The 21719-nt window shown below is 61.0% G+C and carries 19 protein-coding genes; 11 read left to right on the top strand and 8 right to left on the bottom strand.

What is annotated here, in order from left to right:
* Nucleotides 1–172: 172 nt before the first annotated feature.
* The 7 genes from ACR0E6_RS03390 to ACR0E6_RS03420 form a co-directional block, all read right to left on the bottom strand.
* On the bottom strand, nucleotides 173–1249 hold the full coding sequence (locus tag ACR0E6_RS03390; RefSeq protein WP_480580921.1) for a Hint domain-containing protein: 1077 nt from the start codon (nucleotides 1247–1249) through the stop codon (nucleotides 173–175).
* Nucleotides 1250–1366: 117 nt separating this feature from the next.
* The gene (locus ACR0E6_RS03395; RefSeq protein ID WP_170450230.1) at nucleotides 1367–2857 is read right to left on the bottom strand and encodes a replicative DNA helicase; all 1491 of its coding nucleotides are present in this window, start codon (nucleotides 2855–2857) and stop codon (nucleotides 1367–1369) included.
* A gap of 201 nt (nucleotides 2858–3058) precedes the next feature.
* Nucleotides 3059–3736 carry an orotate phosphoribosyltransferase gene (locus tag ACR0E6_RS03400; RefSeq protein ID WP_480580923.1) on the bottom strand — a complete coding sequence of 226 codons (678 nt, stop codon included), beginning with the start codon at nucleotides 3734–3736 and terminating at the stop codon, nucleotides 3059–3061.
* A gap of 138 nt (nucleotides 3737–3874) precedes the next feature.
* Nucleotides 3875–5056, bottom strand: coding sequence for an ammonium transporter (locus ACR0E6_RS03405; RefSeq protein ID WP_480580925.1), 1182 nt, complete (start codon nucleotides 5054–5056; stop codon nucleotides 3875–3877).
* Between the two features lie 207 nt (nucleotides 5057–5263).
* Nucleotides 5264–5731, bottom strand: a complete 468-nt coding sequence (locus ACR0E6_RS03410) for a CinA family protein (protein WP_480580928.1) — start codon at nucleotides 5729–5731, stop codon at nucleotides 5264–5266.
* Nucleotides 5728–6225 (bottom strand): phosphatidylglycerophosphatase A family protein, encoded by a 498-nt coding sequence (locus tag ACR0E6_RS03415; protein WP_480580930.1) that lies wholly within the window; start codon nucleotides 6223–6225, stop codon nucleotides 5728–5730. Before ACR0E6_RS03415 ends, ACR0E6_RS03410 begins: the two co-directional genes overlap by 4 nt.
* Nucleotides 6222–7352 (bottom strand): bifunctional 2-C-methyl-D-erythritol 4-phosphate cytidylyltransferase/2-C-methyl-D-erythritol 2,4-cyclodiphosphate synthase, encoded by a 1131-nt coding sequence (locus ACR0E6_RS03420; RefSeq protein WP_170621891.1) that lies wholly within the window; start codon nucleotides 7350–7352, stop codon nucleotides 6222–6224. Before ACR0E6_RS03420 ends, ACR0E6_RS03415 begins: the two co-directional genes overlap by 4 nt.
* Nucleotides 7353–7537: 185 nt before the next feature.
* On the opposite strand from ACR0E6_RS03420, the gene dusB reads away from it, so the two are divergent.
* The 7 genes from dusB (at nucleotide 7538) to ACR0E6_RS03455 (ending at nucleotide 16578) form a co-directional block, all read left to right on the top strand.
* Entirely contained in the window at nucleotides 7538–8521 is a 984-nt protein-coding gene (dusB, locus tag ACR0E6_RS03425) for a tRNA dihydrouridine synthase DusB (protein WP_480580932.1), read from the top strand.
* Nucleotides 8518–9600, top strand: coding sequence for a two-component system sensor histidine kinase NtrB (locus ACR0E6_RS03430; RefSeq protein ID WP_480580934.1), 1083 nt, complete (start codon nucleotides 8518–8520; stop codon nucleotides 9598–9600). Before dusB ends, ACR0E6_RS03430 begins: the two co-directional genes overlap by 4 nt.
* Nucleotides 9600–10967, top strand: coding sequence for a response regulator (locus tag ACR0E6_RS03435; protein ID WP_480580936.1), 1368 nt, complete (start codon nucleotides 9600–9602; stop codon nucleotides 10965–10967). The genes ACR0E6_RS03430 and ACR0E6_RS03435 overlap by 1 nt, the downstream gene beginning before the upstream one ends.
* Before the next feature lie 123 nt (nucleotides 10968–11090).
* Nucleotides 11091–13355, top strand: a complete 2265-nt coding sequence (locus tag ACR0E6_RS03440) for a sensor histidine kinase NtrY-like (RefSeq protein ID WP_480580938.1) — start codon at nucleotides 11091–11093, stop codon at nucleotides 13353–13355.
* Nucleotides 13352–14761, top strand: a complete 1410-nt coding sequence (gene ntrX / locus ACR0E6_RS03445; protein ID WP_480580940.1) for a nitrogen assimilation response regulator NtrX — start codon at nucleotides 13352–13354, stop codon at nucleotides 14759–14761. Before ACR0E6_RS03440 ends, ntrX begins: the two co-directional genes overlap by 4 nt.
* Before the next feature lie 24 nt (nucleotides 14762–14785).
* A complete protein-coding gene (locus tag ACR0E6_RS03450) occupies nucleotides 14786–15364 on the top strand; it encodes a helix-turn-helix domain-containing protein (protein ID WP_480580942.1) in 579 nt (192 codons plus the stop codon).
* Nucleotides 15365–15417: 53 nt separating this feature from the next.
* Nucleotides 15418–16578 carry an MFS transporter gene (locus ACR0E6_RS03455; RefSeq protein ID WP_480580944.1) on the top strand — a complete coding sequence of 387 codons (1161 nt, stop codon included), beginning with the start codon at nucleotides 15418–15420 and terminating at the stop codon, nucleotides 16576–16578.
* Here ACR0E6_RS03455 and ACR0E6_RS03460 read toward each other — a convergent pair.
* Nucleotides 16570–17049 (bottom strand): hypothetical protein, encoded by a 480-nt coding sequence (locus ACR0E6_RS03460; RefSeq protein ID WP_480580946.1) that lies wholly within the window; start codon nucleotides 17047–17049, stop codon nucleotides 16570–16572. The genes ACR0E6_RS03455 and ACR0E6_RS03460 overlap by 9 nt on opposite strands.
* A gap of 96 nt (nucleotides 17050–17145) precedes the next feature.
* On the opposite strand from ACR0E6_RS03460, the gene trkA reads away from it, so the two are divergent.
* The 4 genes from trkA to hflX all read left to right on the top strand — a co-directional run bounded on the left by trkA (nucleotide 17146) and on the right by hflX (nucleotide 21701).
* Nucleotides 17146–18522, top strand: coding sequence for a Trk system potassium transporter TrkA (gene trkA / locus ACR0E6_RS03465; RefSeq protein WP_170450259.1), 1377 nt, complete (start codon nucleotides 17146–17148; stop codon nucleotides 18520–18522).
* Nucleotides 18522–20060, top strand: coding sequence for a TrkH family potassium uptake protein (locus ACR0E6_RS03470; RefSeq protein ID WP_170450261.1), 1539 nt, complete (start codon nucleotides 18522–18524; stop codon nucleotides 20058–20060). Before trkA ends, ACR0E6_RS03470 begins: the two co-directional genes overlap by 1 nt.
* A 130-nt stretch (nucleotides 20061–20190) precedes the next feature.
* The gene (hfq, locus tag ACR0E6_RS03475) at nucleotides 20191–20430 is read left to right on the top strand and encodes an RNA chaperone Hfq (protein ID WP_010440340.1); all 240 of its coding nucleotides are present in this window, start codon (nucleotides 20191–20193) and stop codon (nucleotides 20428–20430) included.
* Nucleotides 20430–21701: a GTPase HflX gene (hflX, locus tag ACR0E6_RS03480; RefSeq protein WP_480580948.1), complete on the top strand. Its 1272-nt coding sequence runs from the start codon at nucleotides 20430–20432 to the stop codon at nucleotides 21699–21701. The genes hfq and hflX overlap by 1 nt, the downstream gene beginning before the upstream one ends.
* The last annotated feature ends 18 nt before the right edge of the window (nucleotides 21702–21719 follow it).

Below are 21719 nucleotides of genomic sequence, written 5' to 3' on the forward strand. Positions count from 1 at the left end.
TTTTCCCGACAAGATACGCTGCGACATAGGCAGCATCTGGCTGAGTACAAACGGTCCGCGCGGCTGTCGAGCGTAATCTTCTGCAAAAACACCATTGTTTGAAAGGGGTTTGGATTATGTGACATCTGGCGTCAAACGCGGCGGAACCTTGGTATCGTTGATCCTCTGAGGGTCAAGCCGATCCCTGCGCAGGCGGCGACAGCAGCGGTTTTTCGTTGCTCAGATGCCGCGCCACCAGTTTGCGCTGCTGCCTGCCGCTGGGAATGAAACAGGCAGGCTTGCCGGTTTGTGCCTCAGCCGCGTTCAGCGCGGGGAACAAGGCCAGCAATTCAGCCCGCGGCTCTGGCGTGACGGCAAACACGGCCTGCGGGCCGGTGAACAGGCTTTCGCTGGGCGCGCCTTCGGCGAACAGGACAACATGACAATCAAACACCAGATGATGATAGGTGACCTGAGTGATGCTGTCGTCGATGAAGATACCGGGCAGGTCGGTCAGCCGGATTGCCGAGATCAGCACGTCCTGCGTTCCAAACATCCGCCCGGCAATCGGCGACCGCACCAGCATACGATGTTGACGCGAAACCAGCAGATCGCGCCCCGGCAAACTCTGGCCCAAGGCTCCGGCCACGATACGGATCGGGCGCAGCTCGGGTTGCGAGATCAACTCGGACTGTCGCAGAGCGCGGGAGAGATTCAGCCGCAGAGGCAGATACGCCCCGGTTGCGGTCAGGACCAAGTCGCCGGGTTTCAGGTCTTCGACGGCAATCTGCCCGCTGTCGGTCTGGATCAGAGTGCCGGTTGCAAAACAGGGCGCGCCCGGGCTGGGGTTGTCGTTGACGACGTAGTTGATGCCATCGGTCGACGTGACCGACTGCGTTGAATCCGTCAGGTCCGGATCGCTGTCGTTGCCAATGCGGTTTGCGGTCAGACCATCGGCGGCCCCTTCGGTGGCCGTGACGTCGCCGTCGAATGACACGAACCCCAGAACGGTGCCATTGTCATCGAGGGATACCGCGCCAAAGCGATTGATGCGCGCGTTCAAAACGTAATAGTCGAACCCGCCGACTGTGGTCATGGTGCCGCTATCGACCGACGTTGTGCTGCGCACTGTGCCGTTGGGGTTATACACCTCGACCGTCAGGCCCGAGACACTCTGGCCCGTGGGCACCCGGATTTCGATGAAGTCGTCATCCGGGTTGTTGAAGCCCGGACCGTTGCGATAGCGAATTTCCGAGATGATGGCTGGCAAATTCCGCGCGTCCTTTTCAGAGCATGGCCTCTATTTAGCCCCATACCCAGCCTGCCGTACAGGTGAGAGGAAACGGCATTCTCCCCGTAGGACAGGGGTGCCCGGCACCAGCTTGGGTCAGTACCCTTCGATCTCGCCGCCCTGTTGCCAGGGTTTGACCAGATTGCCAAAGCGCGTGAACTGCGCCTCAAACGACAACTCGACCGTGCCGATGGGGCCGTGGCGTTGCTTGCCGACGATAACCTCGGCCTTGCCATGCAGGCGTTCCATGGCCTGCTTCCACTCTTCCATCTTTTCCAGCTCGTGATCGCCGGGCTTTTCGCGCTCCTTGTAATATTCCTCGCGGAACACAAACATCACCACATCGGCGTCCTGTTCGATCGAGCCCGATTCCCGCAGGTCGGACAGTTGCGGGCGTTTGTCATCGCGGTTTTCGACCTGACGCGATAGCTGGGACAGGGCGATCACCGGGATGTTCAACTCTTTGGCGATGGCTTTCATGCCCATCGAAATCTCGGCGATTTCGTTGACGCGGTTGTCGGCCATGCCGCGGCACAGTTGCAGATAGTCGATCACCAGCAGGTCCAGCCCATGCGTCCGCTTTAACCGCCGTGCGCGGGCGGCAAGCTGAGAGATGGGCAGGGCAGGGGTGTCGTCGATGAACAGCGGGCAGGCTTCCAACTCTTTCGCGGCATCGACGAAACGGCGGAACTCGGCCTCGGTCATGTCGCCCTGACGGATCTTGTGGCTTGAGATTTCGGACGCCTCGGCCAGAACCCGGCCCGCCAACTGCTCGGCGCTCATTTCAAGCGAGAAGAACCCAACCACACCGCCGTCAATTGCGCCCTCGGTGCCATCCGGTTTCAGCCCGCGCTTGTAGGCTTTGGCCACGTTGAACGCCACGTTGGTCGCCAATGAGGTTTTCCCCATCGACGGGCGCCCCGCCAGAATGATCAGGTCGGATGGGTGCAACCCGCCCAACTGCTTGTCGAGATCGGCCAGACCGGTGGAAATCCCCGCCATACCGCCACCGCGCTGGTAAGCCTCGTTGGTGACGTTAACGGCTTCTGTGACCGCCTTGAGGAAGGATTGAAACCCCTGTTCGGTCTGGCCCTGCTCGGATAGCTGATAAAGCTGTTGCTCGGCCTCGACGATCTGTTCTTTCGGCTCGCTGGACACATCAACCCGCGCCGCCTTGTCCGAGATGTCCCGGCCCAGCCGGATCAGCTCGCGCCGGATGGCGAGGTCATAAATCATCTGAGCATAGTCATGCACCGCAAAGGCACTGATCGACGCGCCCGCCAGCTTGACCAGATAGGCGGGACCGCCCAGTTCCTTCAGGCCCTCATCCTCGGCCATGAAGGATTTCAGCGTCACGGGCGAGGCCAGCGCATTCTTGGCGATACGGTTGGCCGCGACCTCATAGATGCGGGCATGGACCGGGTCATAGAAATGCTCGGCCCCGATGATCGAGGCGACCCGGTCATAGAGGTCGTTATTGGTCAGGATTGCACCCAGAAGCTGCTGTTCGGCCTCAATGGAATGCGGCATGGTTTCGGCATTCTGAATCTGTGCCGCTGCCTGCTCGATACTGCTGATCTCGTTCATTGCTGCTCTCACCGTCCCTTGGGACAAGGTCCATAGCTTAGCCCTGCGAGTCGGGGCAAATTGTATGTTTTCTGGGGATATGCTGTGAATATCTCCGGGCCCCATCATCTTGAAGCATGAGGGGGCCGGACGTCAACATATTGTGCGGATTAAGTCCGCCGACCTGCCACTGTTTCCGTTTAGAAAACAGATTTCGCGACGTCAGCTTTTGTTCGCTTCCTGCCAGCCGCGCGGGTCGTTCAGGAAGGCTTCGACGCCGCTAAGGGTCTCTTCGTCAAAGGCCTTTTGCGCCTTGGCTTCGGCCAGAACATCCCACCATGTGCAAAGGCTGTGCAGCTTCACGCCATGATCGCCCAGCGTCTTTTCTGTCTCGGGAAAAATTCCGTAGTAGAAAATGACTGCCGTATGCCCACAGGATGCACCAGTTTCGCGGATCGCATCGACAAAGGACAGCTTGCTGCCGCCATCGGTGGTCAGGTCCTCGACCAGCAGCACGCGTTCCCCTTCGCTCATCGCGCCTTCGATCCGGGCGTTGCGGCCGTAGCCCTTGGGTTTCTTGCGCACATAGGTCATTGGCAACGCCATACGCTCGGCCACCATTGCGGCAAAGGGGATGCCCGCCGTCTCGCCGCCTGCGATATTGTCGAACGCCTCGAACCCAGCCTCACGCATCACAGTGACGGTCAGGAAATCCATCAGGGTCGAGCGGATGCGGGGGTATGAGATCAGCTTGCGGCAGTCGATATAGGTCGGGCTGGGCAGGCCAGAGGCCAGCGTGAACGGCTCGCGCGAGTTGAAGTGCACGGCCTTGATCTCCAGCAGCATCCGCGCGGTCAGGCGGGCGATTTCGGTGCTATCGGGGAATGAGCTGGGGATCATGGTGCAAACCTCTGGGCTGAAAACGCGTTGCGGGCTGATAGCCTGACCCTTTGGCCGGAGTCGAGGGGGTGAAAAAAGAAAAGCGGACCCCCAAGAGGTCCGCTTAGGCCCTTACGGGCAGAGCATGCCAAGGTGGGCTTAGCTGCTCATGTCATAGGCCCGCTCGCCGTGTACCGACAGATCGAGCCCGTTTGTTTCGGTCTCGGCGTCTACGCGAAGTGGGGTGATCAGTGCAACCACCTTGACCAATACAATCGTGACAACTGACGTAAAGACACCCACGATCACCAGCCCGCCCAGTTGCGCGGTCCAGGTGCCCAGACCGAACAGTGCAATCATCAGGGTGCCAAAGATGCCGCCAACCCCGTGCACCGCGAACACGTCCAGCGTGTCGTCGATATTCAGCTTGTTGCGGATCACGAACACGGCCTCCTGGCACAGGATGCCTGCCACAGCGCCGATGATCAGCGCCTGAACCGGGCCGACAAAGCCCGAGGCCGGCGTGATCGAGGCCAGACCCGCGATGGTGCCGGTCACCAGACCGACCATCGAGGCTTTGCCAAAGCGGATCTTCTCCCACAGCGCCCAAGTCAGCGAGGCGGTGGCGGCGGACAGATGTGTGACGGTCATGGCCATCGCGGCCCCTCCGTCAGCGGCCAGTTGCGAACCGCCGTTGAAGCCGAACCAGCCGACCCACAGCATCGCGGCACCGACCATAACAAAGCCCGGATTGTGCGGCGGTGTCGTGCGGTTGCGACGCGGTCCGAGGATGACAGCGATGATCAGCGCGGCCAGACCGGCGGTTTCGTGGACAACGATGCCGCCCGCAAAGTCGCGCACGCCGATCTCACCCAGAATTCCACCATCGGCCAGCATCCCGCCGCCCCAGATCCAGTGCACCACCGGCGCATAGCACAGCAACATCCACAGCGCCGAGAAAGTCAGGACAAAGCCAAAGCCCACGCGTTCCACATACGCGCCGACGATCAGCGCGGGTGTGATGATGGCAAAGGTCATCTGAAAGGCGAAGAACAGAATCTCGGGCAGGGTGCCTGCAAGGCTGTCCACATCGACGCCGCTCAGGAAAGCTTTGCCCAAACCGCCCCACAGCCCGCTTTCACCGGGGCCGAAGGCGATGGAATACCCGGCGACCAGCCAAAGAACGCTCATCAGGCAGGCGATGCTGAAACAGTGCATGAAAACGCTCAGCACGTTGCGGGCGCGTACAAGGCCGCCATAGAACAGGGCAAGCCCCGGTAGTGTCATGAACAGGACCAGTGCGGTTGCAACGATGATCCAGGCTGTGTCGGCTCCGTTCATGGGCCGGTCTCCTTTTCCCTGCGGATGCTCCGGGACGCCCATCTGGGCAGGTCGGAGCCGTGTGAGTGATTGTGCGGGGCGTTGAAGCGGAGGCGAGGTGAGGAAAAAAGAGGCAGGGGTGGAAATATGCGCCTAATTTGGCGTCTTTTGTTCAACTGATGACAGTTTTTGCATCCGTTGCGGGCGAATGCCTGAAAAACGGGCGGTTTAGGAAAAGGCCTGATGCAGCAGGGCCAGCGCATGATCCCGCGCCGCTTTGCGCACATGGTCCCGTCCCAAAGCACCGAATTCGACGGTTTCGGTGCAGGTTTCCAGCCCGTCACCGGCCAGCCCAAAGCACACGCGCCCCTCGGGCTTGAACTCGGATCCGCCGGGGCCTGCGATGCCGGTGACCGATACGGCCAATTGCGCCTGCGAGTTGCGCAGCGCGCCTTCGGCCATTTCGCGGGCGACCTCTTCGGACACTGCGCCGTAGGCGTCCAGAGTGTCAGGGCGCACACCCAGCAAGTCCTGCTTGGATTGGTTGGTGTAGGTCACAAACCCGCGTTCGACCACGGCGGAACTGCCGGGAATATCGGTCAGGGCGGCGGCCACCATACCTCCGGTGCAGCTTTCGGCCGTGGCGATCATGACGCCGCGTGCCTTTGCCAGATCAAGCAGGGCGGCGGCGGTCACAGCCCCAGAACCCCATGTGCGATACCGGCCAGAACCGCGACGCCAATCGCAGCGAACACCCCGGCGATCACATCGTCCAGCATCACGCCCATCGCGTCATTGCGCCGGTCGGCCCAGCCGACGGGGCCGGGTTTGGTGATGTCGAACAACCTGAACAGCAGGAAACCCGCAATCCAACCGGGCCAGAGCGCCGTGATCTCAATCCCGTGCGCCCAGGCCGGATAGGACACGGCCCAGAGCGCGATGAACTGGCCCGCGACCTCATCAATCACGATTTCCGACGGGTCGTGATCGTCCTGACCAGCGGTCATCACGCGCGTTGCCCACACGCCTGCGATAAAGGTCGCAACGGTGGCAATGGCCAGCAGCGGAAAGCCACCCAATGTGTGCAACAGCCAGGCCAGGGGCTGGGCGGCCAGCGATCCCCAGGTCCCCGGAGCCGGACGCAGGTGGCCCACGCCACAGACGGTTCCGATCAGGCGCGCGGCGTTCATGCCTTCACCAGACAGGCGGTGGCCAAAGCGGCGATGCCCTCACTGCGCCCGGTAAAGCCCAGACGCTCGGATGTGGTGGCCTTGACCGAGACCTGACCGACCTGCAAACCCATGATTCTGGACATCTCTTCCCGCATCGCCTGCGCATGGGGTCCGATCTTGGGGTATTCGCAGACCAGCGTGCAATCGGCGTTCGAGATGCGATAGCCCATTTGCCCGGCCAGTTCGACGGCGTGGCGCAGAAAGATCTCGCTGTCGGCCCCCTTCCACTGCGGGTCAGATGGCGGAAAATGCTGCCCGATGTCGCCCTGCGCCAGTGCGCCATAGATCGCATCCGTCACCGCGTGCATGCCCACATCCGCATCCGAATGGCCCTGCAACCCACGCTCATGCGGGATTTTCACGCCGCACAGGATTACGTGATCCCCCTCGCCAAAGCGGTGCACGTCATAGCCGTTGCCCAGCCTTACATCCATATCCAGCCCCAATATGCGTTCTGCCCGGGCAAAATCCTCGGGTCGTGTGATTTTGATATTATCCGGGTCGCCCGGCACGATGGTCACGTCCAGCCCTGCGGCGCGCGCGACCTCGACATCATCCGCTGCGCCGCCGGGATGGGCGGCATGTGCTTCGGTGATCGCCTCGTAATCAAACCCCTGCGGGGTTTGCGCCGCAAACAGGCCCGTGCGGTCCTGCGTGCCAGTAACCGAACCATCCGCCCCGGTCCAAAGCGCGTCCGTGACCGCCAGACCCGGTGCAGCGGCCTTGGCCGAGGTCAGAGCCTCCAACACGTTTCGAATAGTGTTTTCCGCCACGCAGGGGCGGGCGACATCGTGGATCAGAACGCGGGTGACGCCTTGGTCCGCCAACGCCGCCAACCCGTTGCGCACGGATTCGGACCGGTCATTGCCGCCTGCGGTCAGGGTCAGGCCACTGGTTCGATATGCCGCCCACGCCGCGTCGTCGTCGGGCGAAAGCACCAGAACGATCTGATCGACCTGACCGCGAAACCTGGCGATGGTCCAGTCTGCCACTGTGCGATCGCCCAGCGTGCGCCATTGCTTCGGCGCACCCCCTCCGGCGCGGGTTCCGCGTCCGGCGGCGACGATGATGGCGGCGGTTGTCATTTGGGGCTCGGCCTTCCGTGGTTCTCGCCATTGTTTAGGGGGCGGTGAATGCAGAGGCAATCACCCGCGTTAACGTGATTAAAAAATAGGCAAGTGATGATTTTGCAGGCTTGTGACCCGCCGTTTTGTTGTTCATATGCGCGGAATTCGATATCAAAACCCCAAATGCTCAAGGATTAGGCACGTTGACCCTGCATCTTGCTGACAAAACCCTGAACCCGCCGGTGTTACTGGCCCCAATGGCCGGAATCACGGACCGGCCCTTTCGCGATCTGGTGATGCGCTTTGGGGCCGGAATGGTCGTCAGCGAAATGGTCGCCAGTCAGGAGATGGTGCAGGCCAAGCCGGGCGTGCGCGAACGGGCCGAATTGTCTGCGGACGTGGAAAACACCGCCGTCCAGCTTGCCGGGCGTGAGGCACATTGGATGGCCGAGGCCGCCCGTCAGGTCGCGGACCGCGGCGCGCGGGTGATCGACATCAACATGGGCTGCCCGGCCAAGAAGGTCACAAATGGCTATTCCGGCTCGGCCCTGCTGAAAACGCCCGATCACGCGCTGACGCTGATCGAGGCGGTGGTCGAGGCCGTGGACGTGCCCGTCACCCTGAAAACACGGTTGGGTTGGGACGATGCGCTGCTGAACGCGCCGGATGTGGCGCGCCGGGCCGAAGGGGCGGGCGTTCAGATGGTTACGATCCACGGGCGTACGCGCTGTCAGTTCTACAAGGGTCGGGCCGATTGGCAGGCGATCCGCGCGGTGAAAGAGGCGGTCTCGATCCCCGTCATCGCAAATGGCGATATTGTTGACACCAAAGCGGCGCGTACGGCGCTGGACCATTCCGGCGCTGACGGTGTCATGGTCGGGCGCGGGGCGCAGGGAAAACCCTGGCTGCTGGCGCAGATCTGCCATGAGGTTTACGGCACCGATGCCCCTGCAATCCCGGAAGGTGCTGATCTGATCGACATGGTGCGTTCGCATTATCAGGCGATGCTGGGTTTCTATGGCGCCGATCTGGGCCTGCGCGTCGCGCGCAAACATCTTGGCTGGTACATGGATGAGGCCGGAACACCCGCGCCGTTGCGCCGGGCGGTTCTGACCTCACGGGATACAGACGAGGTCCTGCGCCTGCTGGGCGATGCCTTGAACGGCACGGCAGAGGTGGCGGCATGACCTCGGATCAAAGCATCTGGAACTCGCTGCCGGTTCCGGCCTTTATCATTGATGCCGAGGATCGGATTGCCGACGTGAATTCCTCGGGTGAGGGGTTTCTGAATGCCTCGCGCAAAGCGGTGATTGGTGAGCCGGTCTGGGATCAGATCGCCGTGGATGCCCCGCTGGAAGAGGCGTTTCTGCGCGCCCGCCAGCACGGCACGCCCTTGTTCGTCAATGATGTGGATGCAGGCTCGGGCAACCGCGCGCCGTTGCAATGCGCGCTTCAAATCGCGCCTTTGGTCGGGCATCCGGGATCGATGATCATGATCATCTCGCCCCGCGAACTGGCCGGGCGCATGACACGTGGCAATACCGTCAAATCCGCCGCCCAAGCAGCGATTGGCATGGCCGAGATGCTGGCGCACGAGATCAAGAACCCTCTGGCCGGTATCACCGGGGCGGCACAACTTCTCAGCATGAATATCCCGCCGCAAGATCTTGAACTTACAGATCTTATCGTCGCAGAAAGCCGCCGGATCGTGAAGTTGCTGGAACAGGTTGAGCAGTTTGGAAACCTGCAGCAACCTGACTTCAAACCGGTCAATATTCACGATGTTCTGGACCGCGCCCGCCGTTCGGCCTTGCTGGGGTTCGGTGCGGACATGACCATTATCGAGGATTACGATCCGTCCCTGCCGCTGGCCTTTGGGGATCCCGACCAGATCCTGCAAGTGGTTCTGAACCTGCTGAAGAACGCCTCCGAGGCCGCAGGGCCGGACGGTGGCACAATTCGCCTGCGCACCTATTTCGAACATTCGTTCCGGCTGCGCCGCAGTGATGGCTCGGGCCATTCGCTGCCCCTGCAGATCGAAATCATCGATGACGGGCCGGGCCTGCCAGAGAAAATCCGCAGCGATATTTTCGACCCTTTTGTGTCTGGCAAGGAAAACGGGACCGGACTGGGGCTGGCATTGGTCAGCAAGATCATCTCGGACCATGACGGCTGGATTTCAGCCGATTCCGTTCCGGGACGCACCGTCTTTAAACTGTCGCTGCGCCGCGCACCGGCAGAGAGCATATCGAAGGAGAGCACCTGATGGATGGCACCGTTCTGGTCGCAGATGACGACCGCACGATCCGCACTGTTCTGACCCAGGCCCTGACGCGGGCTGGATGCAAGGTGCACGCCACCTCTTCGCTGACCACGCTGATGCGCTGGGTGGGCGAGGGCAAGGGGGATGTTGTGATCTCGGACGTGGTCATGCCGGATGGGAACGGTCTGGAAATGCTGCCGAAAATCGCTCAGGACCGGCCCGGATTGCCGGTCATCGTGATCTCGGCCCAGAACACCATCATGACGGCGATTCAGGCGGCCGAGGCGGATGCCTATGATTACCTGCCAAAGCCCTTCGATCTGCCCGATCTGATGAAGCGCACCGCGCGCGCGTTGGAGCAGAAACAGCGCCTGCATACCGAGCCTGAAACCGAACAAAGCGACCGCCCCGATGAGTTGCCCCTTGTTGGGCGCACCCCGGTCATGCAGTCGCTGTATCGTTTGGTGGCGCGGGTGATGAATACCGATCTGTCGGTGATGATTTCTGGTGAAAGTGGGACCGGTAAGTCCCTGATCGCGCGCGCCATTCATGACTTTTCGGACCGGCGTACCTTGCCCTTTGTCACCGCAACCGCAGCCGATTTGCGTGATCTTGAGGGACCCGCGCGCGTCATGGCGCGTGTGCGCGGCGGCACGCTGCTGATCGATGAGATTGCTGACATCGATGACGAGATTCAGGCCCGGATCGTGCGGATGATGGACACGCCGGGCGAACACGTGCCGCGCTTTATGGCCACCAGCCAGTCGGACCTGACCGACGGAATGGAAAGCGGTCGCATTCGGCAGGACCTGTATTACCGCCTGTGCGGCGCTACGATTCATGTGCCAGCCCTGCGCGAGCGGGTCGATGACATCACCCTGCTAGCCGAGCACTTTCTGGCCCGCGAAGAACGTGACAGCGGCGCCAAACGCTGGCTCAGCACTGATGCGGTGGAACTGGTCCGGCGTTATTCCTGGCCCGGCAACGTACGGCAGTTGGAAAACGCGATCCGACGTCTGAGCCTGACAAGCCGCGCGGACGAGATTTCCAAGGCTGAGGTCGAGATGGTGCTTGGCAGTCAGCCCGAGGCCGAACCGGTTCTCGGCGGGGGCGAGCGCGAGAAGCTGTCCACGTCCGTTGAGCGGCACCTGCGGCGGTATTTCGACCTGCACGGCAACATGCTGCCGCCTCCGGGCCTGTACCAGCGTATCCTGCGCGAGGTTGAGGCCCCGCTGATCGAAATCGCGCTGGAAGCGACCGGTGGAAATCAGGCGAAATGCGCGGATTTGCTGGGAATCAACCGCAATACGCTGCGGAAAAAGATTACAGACCTCGATATTCAGGTGACACGCCGTCGCAAACTGATGTAATATCGCCACACAAAGCGTGGCATCCGGGTATCGCCTAGGCAACGACCACGACATATGGCGGTTCGTCGCGCAAGCGACACATCAGAATGAGGGCAGACGGTGGCAACCCGAGCACAGAGCGGGATGATCCCATCGATTAGTCGATGGCGAAAATCCCGAAAACTGCGCAATTTCGGCACCTTGGGGCTGGTTCTTCTAGGACCTGCCTTGGCGCTTGCAACCTATCTTGTCATTGGTCCGTTTGATCTGGGGGCGACCGCTCCGACATTGCGTCTGATTCTTCTTGCAGATCTGGTATACGTGCTGGTTGTCGCGGCCCTTGTGCTGAGCCAGTTGGGCAGCCTGATCGCGGCGCGACGGGCGAAATCGGCAGGCTCTCGCCTGCATTTGCGTCTGATCGGGGCCTTTACGCTGCTGGCGCTGGTGCCCACAGTCACCGTGGCGATTTTTGCAGGGCTGACGGTGAATATCGGCCTTGAGGGCTGGTTCTCGGACCGTGTGCGGCAGGTTGTAGGCTCATCCCTGACCGCAGCCGAAGCGTATGAACTTGAACACCGCCAAGGGCTGACACAGGACGCGGCTGTTCTGGCGCTTTATCTCGACAATGCCCGCTCGCGCGATTTCTACATCTCGGACGCAGAACTGCGCGAGGTTCTGGCGCAGGGGCAATCCCAGATCCAGCGCGGCCTGCGCGAGGCCTATGTGATCGATGGCAGTGGTGAGATCCGCTCGCGCGGGGATCGGTCTTACCTGTTCAACTACGAAGCCCCGACGCCCGAGCAGATGATCGAGGCCACGGATGATGGCCTTCTGATCATCGCCGATTGGGAAAACAATGAATTCCGCGCACTTGTGCCCTTGCAGGCCTATCTGGACCGGTATCTCTATGTCAGCCGCGAAGTGGACGGTCAGTTGCTGACCCTGCTGGACGACACCAAGGAAACGGCGCAGTTCTACCAACAGCTTGAAAGCGAACGGGGACGGGTGCTGTTCGAATTTGGTCTTTTGTATCTGGGCTTTGCGCTGATCCTGATCCTTGCGGCCATGTCCCTGGGCATGTGGTTTGCCGAGCGTCTCTCGCGCCCCGTGGGACGTCTGACAACCGCCGCGCAGCGCGTCGGCGCGGGCGACCTGAGCGTTCAGGTGATCGAAGAGGCCAGCGACGACGAAATCGCCATGCTGGGGCGGTATTTCAACCAGATGACCCGACAGTTGAAGGGCCAGCGCGACACGCTGCTGGAAAACACGCGCCAGATTGAAAGCCGCCGCCGCCTGTTCGACTCGGTGCTAAGCTCGGTGACATCGGGCGTTGTCGGGGTAGACCCGGATGGGTGCGTGACCTTCGTCAACCGTTCAGCCGAACGCTTGTTGGACTGGTCCCGCGGCGACCAGCATCTGGCCATCGGTATTGCGGTGCCTGAGTTTTTGCCTCTGTTCGAGAGCCTGAAGGACAGCGGGCAAGAGGCTGTGCAGGGCGAAATTAAAGTGACTCGCAAGGGGCAGTTGGAGAACCTTCTGGTCCGCATGGCCACCCGGCGGGGTGAGGATGGCGGATTAGAAGGCTATGTTGTGGCCTTTGATGACGTCACCGATCTGGTCAGTGCGCAGCGGATGGCCGCCTGGGGCGACGTGGCCCGGCGGATCGCGCACGAGATCAAGAACCCGCTGACCCCGATCCAGCTGAGCGCCGAGCGGATCAAACGCAAATTCTCGCGCAAACTGGACGAAGAGGATTGCGATAGCCTCGAGTCGATGACCGACGTGATTGTGCGGCAGACCAACGACTTGCGGCGGATTGTGGACGAGTTTTCGAAATTCGCACGTATGCCCGAGCCGGAACGGCGCGAAGAAGATGTTGTCGCCTTGGTGCGCGAGGCTGTGTTGCTGCAGCAGGCCGGGCAGCCAACCGTGCAGATCGATGCGGATTTGCCAGATCAACCAATCTCGGCGGATCTGGATGCGACCATGCTCAATCAGGCGCTCACAAACCTGATCAAGAACGCAGGCGAAGCCATTGATACCTTGAAGGAAAAAGGCGCGCCTGAAAACCTGAAACCACAGATCAAGGTGGCCGTTTCCGACGATGACGCGGGTACGATCATCACCATTGCGGACAACGGTATCGGTCTGCCCGAAGACCGGGCGCGGTTGTTTGAACCCTATGTGACCACACGCGACGAAGGGACCGGGCTGGGCCTGCCCATCGTCAAGAAAATTATCGAAGAACATGGCGGAGCGCTGACGCTTGAAGACGCGCCCGTATTCGACGGACAGGACCATTTTGGCGCGATGGCCGTGATCCGTTTGCCGGGGGCGAATCTGCCCACCAATTCAGCGCCACAGAAGCAGGCGATTAAAACCAACAAACTGAAAGCAGGCCAAAGATGAGCGACATTCTTATCGTAGATGACGAACGCGATATTCGCGAGCTGGTGTCCGACATTCTGGAGGACGAAGGCTATTCCACACGGCTGGCGGCAAACTCGGACGAGTGCATGTCGTCGATCAATGCCGAACCGCCGGGGCTGTTGATCCTGGATATCTGGCTGAAAGACAGCCGCATGGACGGGATCGACATTCTGAAGGCGGTCAAACGCGACAACCCGGATGTGCCGGTGGTGATCATTTCGGGCCACGGCAATATCGAGATCGCGGTCGCCGCGATCAAGCAGGGTGCGTATGACTTTATCGAAAAGCCCTTTAACATTGACCAGTTGATGGTGGTGATCCGCCGTGCGATGGAGACCTCGCGCCTGCGTCGCGAGAATGCCTCGCTCAAGCGCAAAGAGGTCAGCAATTCGGACATGATCGGCAAGTCGGCCTCGTTCCGGGCGATGCAGGGCCAATTGGACAAGGTCACCAAGTCGAACGGCCGCGTGATGCTGAGCGGCCCGGCCGGGTCGGGCAAGGAAATCGCCGCGCGCTATATCCACGCCCATTCCAACCGCGCCAACGCGCCGTTTGTGACCGTCAACTGCGCGGGGATCGAGCCGGAGCGGGTCGAGGAGGTTCTGTTTGGCCGCGAATCCTCGGAACGCGGGGTGGATTCGGGCTTGCTGGAAGAGGCTCATGGCGGTGTGATCTACTTTGATGAGGTCGCCGATATGCCGCTGGGCACGCAGTCGAAAATCCTGCGGGTGCTGGTCGATCAACAATTCCAGCGGGTTGGTGGCAGCGACAAGGTGCGGGTCGATTTGCGCGTGATCTCGTCTACGAACAAGGATCTGGACGACGAGATTGCGGCCGAACGCTTCCGGGAGGAACTGTATCACCGCCTGAACGTCGTGCCGATTGCGGTGCCGTCGCTGGAAGACCGGCGCGAGGATATTCCGGTCCTGGCCCAGCACTTCATCGAAATGTGCAACGAAACCCAAGGTCTGCCGATCCGCGAATTGTCGGAAGAGGCCGTCGCGCTGCTGCAAACCATGACCTGGCCGGGCAATGTGCGCCAGTTGAAGAACCTGATCGAACGGGTGCTGATTCTGGGCGATGGCACCGGGCCGATTGAAGCTCGAGAATTGCCGAGCGACGAGGATAAGGCCGAAGAGTCGGGCCGTGTTGTCCTGTCCGGTGCGCTGGCGACCTTGCCTTTGCGTGAAGCGCGTGAAGCGTTCGAGCGTGAATATCTGCTGACCCAGATCAATCGCTTCGGCGGCAATATCAGCCGCACCGCCAGCTTTGTCGGGATGGAGCGCAGCGCGCTGCACCGCAAGCTGAAATCGCTGGGCGTTGTGACCTCGAACAAATCCGGTGCACGCGTGGCGCAAATCGATGAGCCGGAACCGGCGGAGTGATGTACCGGAAAGGCTGTGCTGGCCATGAGCGTTCTGACATCAGGGAACAGGCTTGAAACACGCGGGTACCCCGGCTTTGACAAACGCCTGAAACGGTTGCGCCGGTCGGTCGGGTACAAGCAATCTCATCTGGCCGAGTTGCTGCAGGTGGATCAGGCCACCGTTTCAAGGTGGGAGCGGGGCGGGCAAACCCCGCCGCCGGACACTCAGCAGGCTGTGTTTGCCGCGCTAGGGCCTGCACGTGCGGATAACAGCGCCTTGCGGCGGCTGGTCATGACCTCGTCCGACTGTCTGCATCTGGTTGAAGAGGCCAGCCATAAATGCCTTGCCTATTCCGCCAGCCGGGCACGGGATTGGAAGACCAGCCAAAACGCTCTGCTGGGCGTATCACTCTGGCAATTTGCTACGGAAGAAATTCAGCAGGCCGAGGCCGAACTGGACGCCGACGGCTGGTGGGACATGCACACGCCTGCGCCAAAGGCGTTTCAGACGTCTGAGGCTGTCCATGACCGCATCCGCATCAGCGCCGGAGAGATCATCTGGGAACGTCTGTATCTGTCTGATGGAACACCGGTGCGTCTGGTCAGCGGGTCCAGACATTAGGGCCGCATAATTTATGCGTTCCGTGGTCTGATCGGGCGCTGTAGAAGCGGCGTATGACACAAGCTTTTCAAGTCCTTCTGCTCTGGCTGGCCGGGCTGGGCGCGGCGACGCAGTTTGCCAAGATCGCGGTGCCGTTCCCCCAGCTTTTGCAGCTGTATCCCGATCACGCGGAGACGATGGGTTGGCTGCTGTCGATCATCAGCCTGCTCGGTGCCGTGCTAGGGGCCGTGTCCGGGGCAATCGTGGGTCGGGTGGGGCCATTGAAGCTGCTGACCTTCGGCCTGTGTCTTGGGGGTGCGATTTCAGTGTTTCAGGCAACATGGCCCGGGTTTTACGTCATGTTGGCCAGCCGGTTTGTCGAGGGTCTGTCGCATCTGGCAATCGTCGTCGCCGCCCCATCGCTGATCGCGCAGATCACCAGCGGCAAGGCGCGGAACATGGCCATGGTGCTGTGGAGCACTTTCTTTGGCGTAGCCTTTGCGCTGAATGCGTGGCTCGGGCTGCCTTTGATCGAGCGGTTTGGGCTGACTGCGTTCTTCCTGCTGCACGGTTTTCTGATGATCGGGGTCGCGGCGTTGATCCTGATAACTCGGTTGCCCGTGCAACCCGCCTCGCCAACAGTGCCGTGGCGGTGGAGCGAGGTGCTGCATGTCCATCTGCGCACCTACCGGTCGCCTTTCGTGTCCGCGCCAGCCGTCGGGTGGTTCTTTTACACGCTGACCTTTGTGTCCTTGCTTGCCATCCTGCCGGGCCGTCTGCCCGAAGAGACAAGCGGTCAGATTGCCGGGCTGATGCCGCTGGCGGGGATCGTGCTCAGCTGGGTGGCCGTGCCATTTCTGCTGAACGTGATGCCGTGTGTTGCCGTGATTAATCTGGGGTTTGGGCTGGGTATACTGTCCATTGCTGGCGGTTTCCTCGGCCTGCCGCTGGAAATTGTCTGCGTCCTGCTGTTTGCGGTTCTGGGTCTTGTGCAAGGGGGCAGTTTTGCCGCCGTGCCGATCCTGAACCAAACCGCCGAGACGCAGGCGCTCAGCTACGGGGCCATGGCGCAGATGGGGAATGCGGGCAACCTGCTGGGCACGCCGGTTTTGCTGGCCGTTCTGTGGCGGGTTGATGAGGCCGGAATGCTGATCACCGTGATTGGTATCTACGCGTTAGCCATTTTTGCGCATCTGGCCTTGTCCCGCCGACGCGCGGCGCAAGGTTCAACCTGATTGACCGGGCGAGATGATCTGGAATGATCCGTCATCGAACTTTACAAAACAGGATTGCGTGGTCAGCGGGGGCAGGGTGGTTGTGCGGGCAAGTGGCACGCTGGATTTCACGCCCGATTTGCAGGGCGGCAGGCTGACCGGGCGATAGCCCTTTTGCGCCATGCACTGCGCCTCGACCTTGTTGCGTAGGGGTTTGTTGACATCCACCGTGTAGACATTTCCCGGCTCCCACCATCCGGGTGAGCGGTAGCACCTGCCGCGCCCGTCGCAATAGGTCCGACCGGGCCAATAGACCGGCGGGCTTTGCCGGATCTGATTGGCAACCGGCGCATCCTTGAGGGCCTGAACCTGACACTGGGTGGTTTCCGTCTGCATGCGCGAGACGCTCTCACCCTCGCGATAATACAAAGACAGGGGGCCACAGGCGCTGAGCGCCATCAGGGGAACCAGCAGGGCAACAAGTGTTTTCATGTGCTTATCTTGCCCCAGACCAACAGTTAAGACAATTCAATTGACCCCTATCGGGCCATCTGTCATTCAAAGATTTCAGGCAGAAGGGCCAGGAACATGAAGGTCATCATTTGCGGTGCGGGTCAGGTTGGTTGGCAGATTGCACGGCACCTTTCGGGCGAGCTTAACGACGTCACCGTGGTGGACAACAACCCTGACCTTGTGCGCCGCGCGACCGAAACGCTGGACGTGCAGGGCATCGCAGGCTTTGCCAGCTATCCGGATGTTCTGGATCGGGCCGGGGCGCGGGACGCGGATATGATCATCGCCGCGACCCACTCGGACGAGGTGAATATGGTCACCTGTCAGATGGCGCATTCGGTGTTCTCGATCCAGCGTAAGATCGCGCGTTTGCGGTCGAAATCCTATTTGCAGGCGATCCATTCCGACCTGTTCCGCCGCGATCACCTGCCTATTGACGTGGTCATCAGCCCTGAACGTGAGGTTGCCGCCGCCGCCATGCGCCGATTGTCGGCCCCGTCCGCCTTTGACACCGAATTGTTCATGGATGGTAAGGCGCAGCTTCTGGGCATTCGGGTGGATGAGGATTGCCCCATCGTGAACACCCCGCTGCGCCAGTTGACCGACCTGTTTTCGACCCTCAGCTCGATTGTTGTCGGGGTCCGGCGCGAGGGCACCTTGTTTGCTCCTGAATCCGAGGACCAACTGTTTGTGGGCGACGAATGCTATGTCTTCACAAGCGTAAATGACGTCGACCGCACGATGGAGGTGTTCGGCAAGTCGCAAAAACGACAGGACCGTGTGGTGCTTGTGGGCGGCGGCAATGTTGGCCTTGAGGTTGCCCGCACTCTGGAAGAACGCGAGGGCCGAGTCAGGGCGAAGATTATCGAGCGGGATCGCCAATGCGCCGAAAAAGCCGCCGAAGCGCTAGAGCGGACGATTGTATTGCATGGCGACGGCTTGGATTCCGCGTTGCTGAGTGAGGCAGGCATTGACCGCGCCGATGCGATGCTGGCGGTTACGGATGATGATCGTACCAACATGCTGGCCGCCGTGCGGGCCAAGGCCGAAGGCTGCGCGTTAGCGATTGCCTTGATCAACGACCCCAGCATGGTCGCTCTGATGGGCCCGCTGGGCATTGACGCCTATATCAACCCGCGCGCCACGACGGTCAGTTCGATCCTGCGTCATATCCGCCATGGACGCGTGCGGCAGGTCTATTCGATTGGCGATGCCGAGGCCGAGGTGATTGAGGCCGAGGTTCTGTCAACCTCGCCCATGGCCGGTCAAAGACTGCGTGATATCGACTTTCCCGAAGGTGTTTTGGTGGGGGCCGTCCGCAAAGGGGATGATGTATTGCGCCCCACGGGCAGCCTGCGGATCGACGAAAAGGACGTTGTTGCGATCTTTGCCATGGCCAAGGACGTGCCCGAGGTTGAGCGGCTGATGCAGGTCTCGATCGATTTCTTCTGATGGCACGCGTGAAACCACAACAGGTTGGGCTATTGCGGCGGTTGCCGCTGTTTTTGCTGATCTGGGGATGCGTTTCGATCTCGATGTGGGTGCCGGCGGTCTTTGCGCTGGTGCTGGATGACCACGATACCTCGCGCGCCTTTCTGTATTCGGGTCTTTTGGGGCTGTTTCTGGTGGCGACCATTTCCCTTGCATCCTCAAACCGGGTGCCGCGGCGGGGCACTTTGGGACAGCTGGCGGTGCTGTTGGGGTGTTTCACGGTCCTGCCGCTCTTTCTGGCCATCCCGTTTCACGAGGCGCTTGGCAACACCACGTTTCTGAACGCCTATTTCGACATGGTCAGCGCCCTGACCACAACAGGTGCGGATCTGTTTCCCAACCCTGATCGACTGAGCGCGCCGCTGCATTTGTGGCGGGCGATGGTGGGCTGGATGGGCGGTCTGCTGATGTGGATTTCAGCGGCGGCGATCCTGGCCCCCCTGTCGCTGGGCGGGTTCGAAGTGACCGCGAAGGGCCAGCCGGGGCGCCCCGTCTCGGGCGTGGCACAAAGTGAGACGGTTGACCCACGCGGCCGCCTGATCCGGGTGACACGCACGCTGACCCCGGTCTACGCCGGTTTGACGGCCGTGATCTGTATCCTGCTGTTGATCGCCGGAGAGCAAGGCCTGACCGCCATCTGTCACGCGATGTCGGTCATGGCGACCTCGGGCATTTCGCCGGTCGGCGGGCTTGAGGGGGCACAGGCCGGGATCACCGGTGAGGCAATTCTGCTTCTGTTCCTGTTCTTTGCCTTGTCCCGTCTGACATTCTCGGCGGATACTGCGACAAGCGGCTTTTCGCGGCTGGACAAAGACCCCGAGTTTCGGATCGGCCTGCTGATCGTGCTCGCGGTTGCCGCTCTGCTGTTTTTCCGCGTTTGGGCCGGGGTTAACGAAATTGGCGGGCAACTTCAGCCCTTGCAGGCGCTGCATGTCATCTGGGGCATGCTGTTCACTGGACTGTCTTTTCTGACAACCGCCGGGTTTGAAAGCGCCAACTGGAACGACGCGCAACAGCTTTCGGGGCTGGGAACACCCGGTCTGATTCTGATGGGCCTTGCGCTGGTCGGCGGCGGCGTCGCCACCACGGCAGGCGGCGTGAAATTGTTGCGGGTCTTTGCGCTGTACCTGAACGGCGCGCGCGAGATTGACCGGCTGATCCACCCCTCCTCGGTTAGCGGGGCCGATGGCGGCAACCGGCGCATCCAAAGCGACGGCGCATTTATTGCCTGGATCTTCCTGATGCTGTTTGCCCTGACGCTTGCGGTGTTCAACCTGCTGCTGGCCATGATGGGGTCGGGGTTCGAACAGGCGATGGTCCTTAGCGTTGCCGCACTCAGCACGACCGGCCCGCTGATCGAGCTGGCCACGGATGTCCCGATCCGGCTGATCGACCTGTCGGGTGGGGCCAAACTGACGCTGTGCGCCGCAATGGTGATTGGGCGGCTCGAGACGCTGGCAATCATCGCCCTGATCACCCCGTCGCTGTGGCGGGATTAGGCCAATGTTAAGTCTTGGCATTACTGCCTGATTTTTCATCTGGAATATCTGGGCGCAGCACTCCATACTCTGCCAGAGGGAGCGCGTTGGTCCGCAGCGCGTAGCAAGAACAACGGCGAGATAACAAAATATGGCTTCGGACAGACAGAATCTTCAGGACGCGTTCCTGAACAATGTACGGAAAGCAAAAGTCCCGGTCACGATTTTCCTGATCAATGGTGTAAAATTGCAGGGTGTGATCACCTGGTTCGACAATTTCTGCGTGCTGCTGCGCCGCGACGGACAGTCGCAACTGGTCTACAAACACGCGATTTCGACGATCATGCCATCGCAGCCGATCAGCCTGTATGAGGGCGAAGACGCCTCTTGATGGAACATGAACGGAGGCGCACCCGGGCTTGGGTGCTGCATCCTGAAATCAAGTCAGATGAACAGCGCCGTGTCCCCGAATCAGCGCTGGAAGAAGCGGTGGCACTGGCTGCCGCATTGCCCGATCTGGATGTGGTCGGGTCCGAGATCGTGCGCCTGCAACGCGCCCAGCCGGGTCTGCTGTTCGGCAGCGGCAAGATCGAGGAACTGGCCGAACGACTGCATGACGCCGAGGTCGAGCTGGTGCTGATCGATGGTCCGGTGACCCCGGTCCAGCAGCGCAACCTGGAGAAGGCGTGGAAGGTCAAAATCCTCGACCGGACCGGTTTGATTCTGGAGATTTTCAGCGACCGTGCCCGCACCCGCGAAGGTGTGTTGCAGGTCGAAATGGCAGCGCTCAGCTATCAGCGGACGCGGCTGGTGCGGGCCTGGACCCACCTGGAACGTCAGCGCGGCGGGTTGGGCTTTGTCGGTGGTCCGGGTGAAACGCAGATCGAGGCCGACCGACGCGCGATTGATGAACAACTGGTCCGTCTGCGGCGTCAGTTGCAGAAGGTGGTCAAGACGCGCACGCTGCACCGTGCGGCGCGGGCCAAGGTGCCGTATCCGATTGTGGCGCTTGTGGGTTACACCAACGCAGGCAAATCCACGCTGTTCAACCGCTTGACCGGGGCCGAAGTCATGGCCAAGGACATGCTGTTTGCCACGCTGGACCCAACCATGCGCCGCGTTGTTCTGCCTGATGGCCCCGAGGTGATCCTGTCGGACACGGTGGGCTTTATCTCGAACCTGCCCACCGAACTGGTCGCTGCCTTCCGCGCCACGCTGGAAGAGGTGCTGGGCGCCGATCTGATCGTGCATGTGCGCGACATCAGCCATGAGGAATCGCAGGCGCAGGCCGAGGATGTGCAGGCCATTCTGACCTCATTGGGGGTCGATGATGAACGCCCGATGTTGGAGGTCTGGAACAAAACCGACCTGCTGGACCTTGATGAACGCGAGGCGACACTGGCCCGCGCGGACCGGGATCCTGCGATCTTTGCGATCTCGGCCGTGACGGGGGATGGGATTGACCCGCTGCTGGCGGAAATCGCAACGAAACTGCAGGGCGTCCGCCATCAGGTCACTCTGTCCCTTGGGTTTTCCGAGGGCAACAAACGCGCCTGGCTGTTCCGGCAGGATGTGGTCCGATCCGAAGAACAGACCGAGGATGGTTTCGAAATCACCGTACTTTGGAACGACAAACAGGCGGCTCAATACTCTTCGTTATAGTATGATCAAAAGGTCCAA

The organism is Ruegeria sp. AP12, from assembly GCF_056540025.1.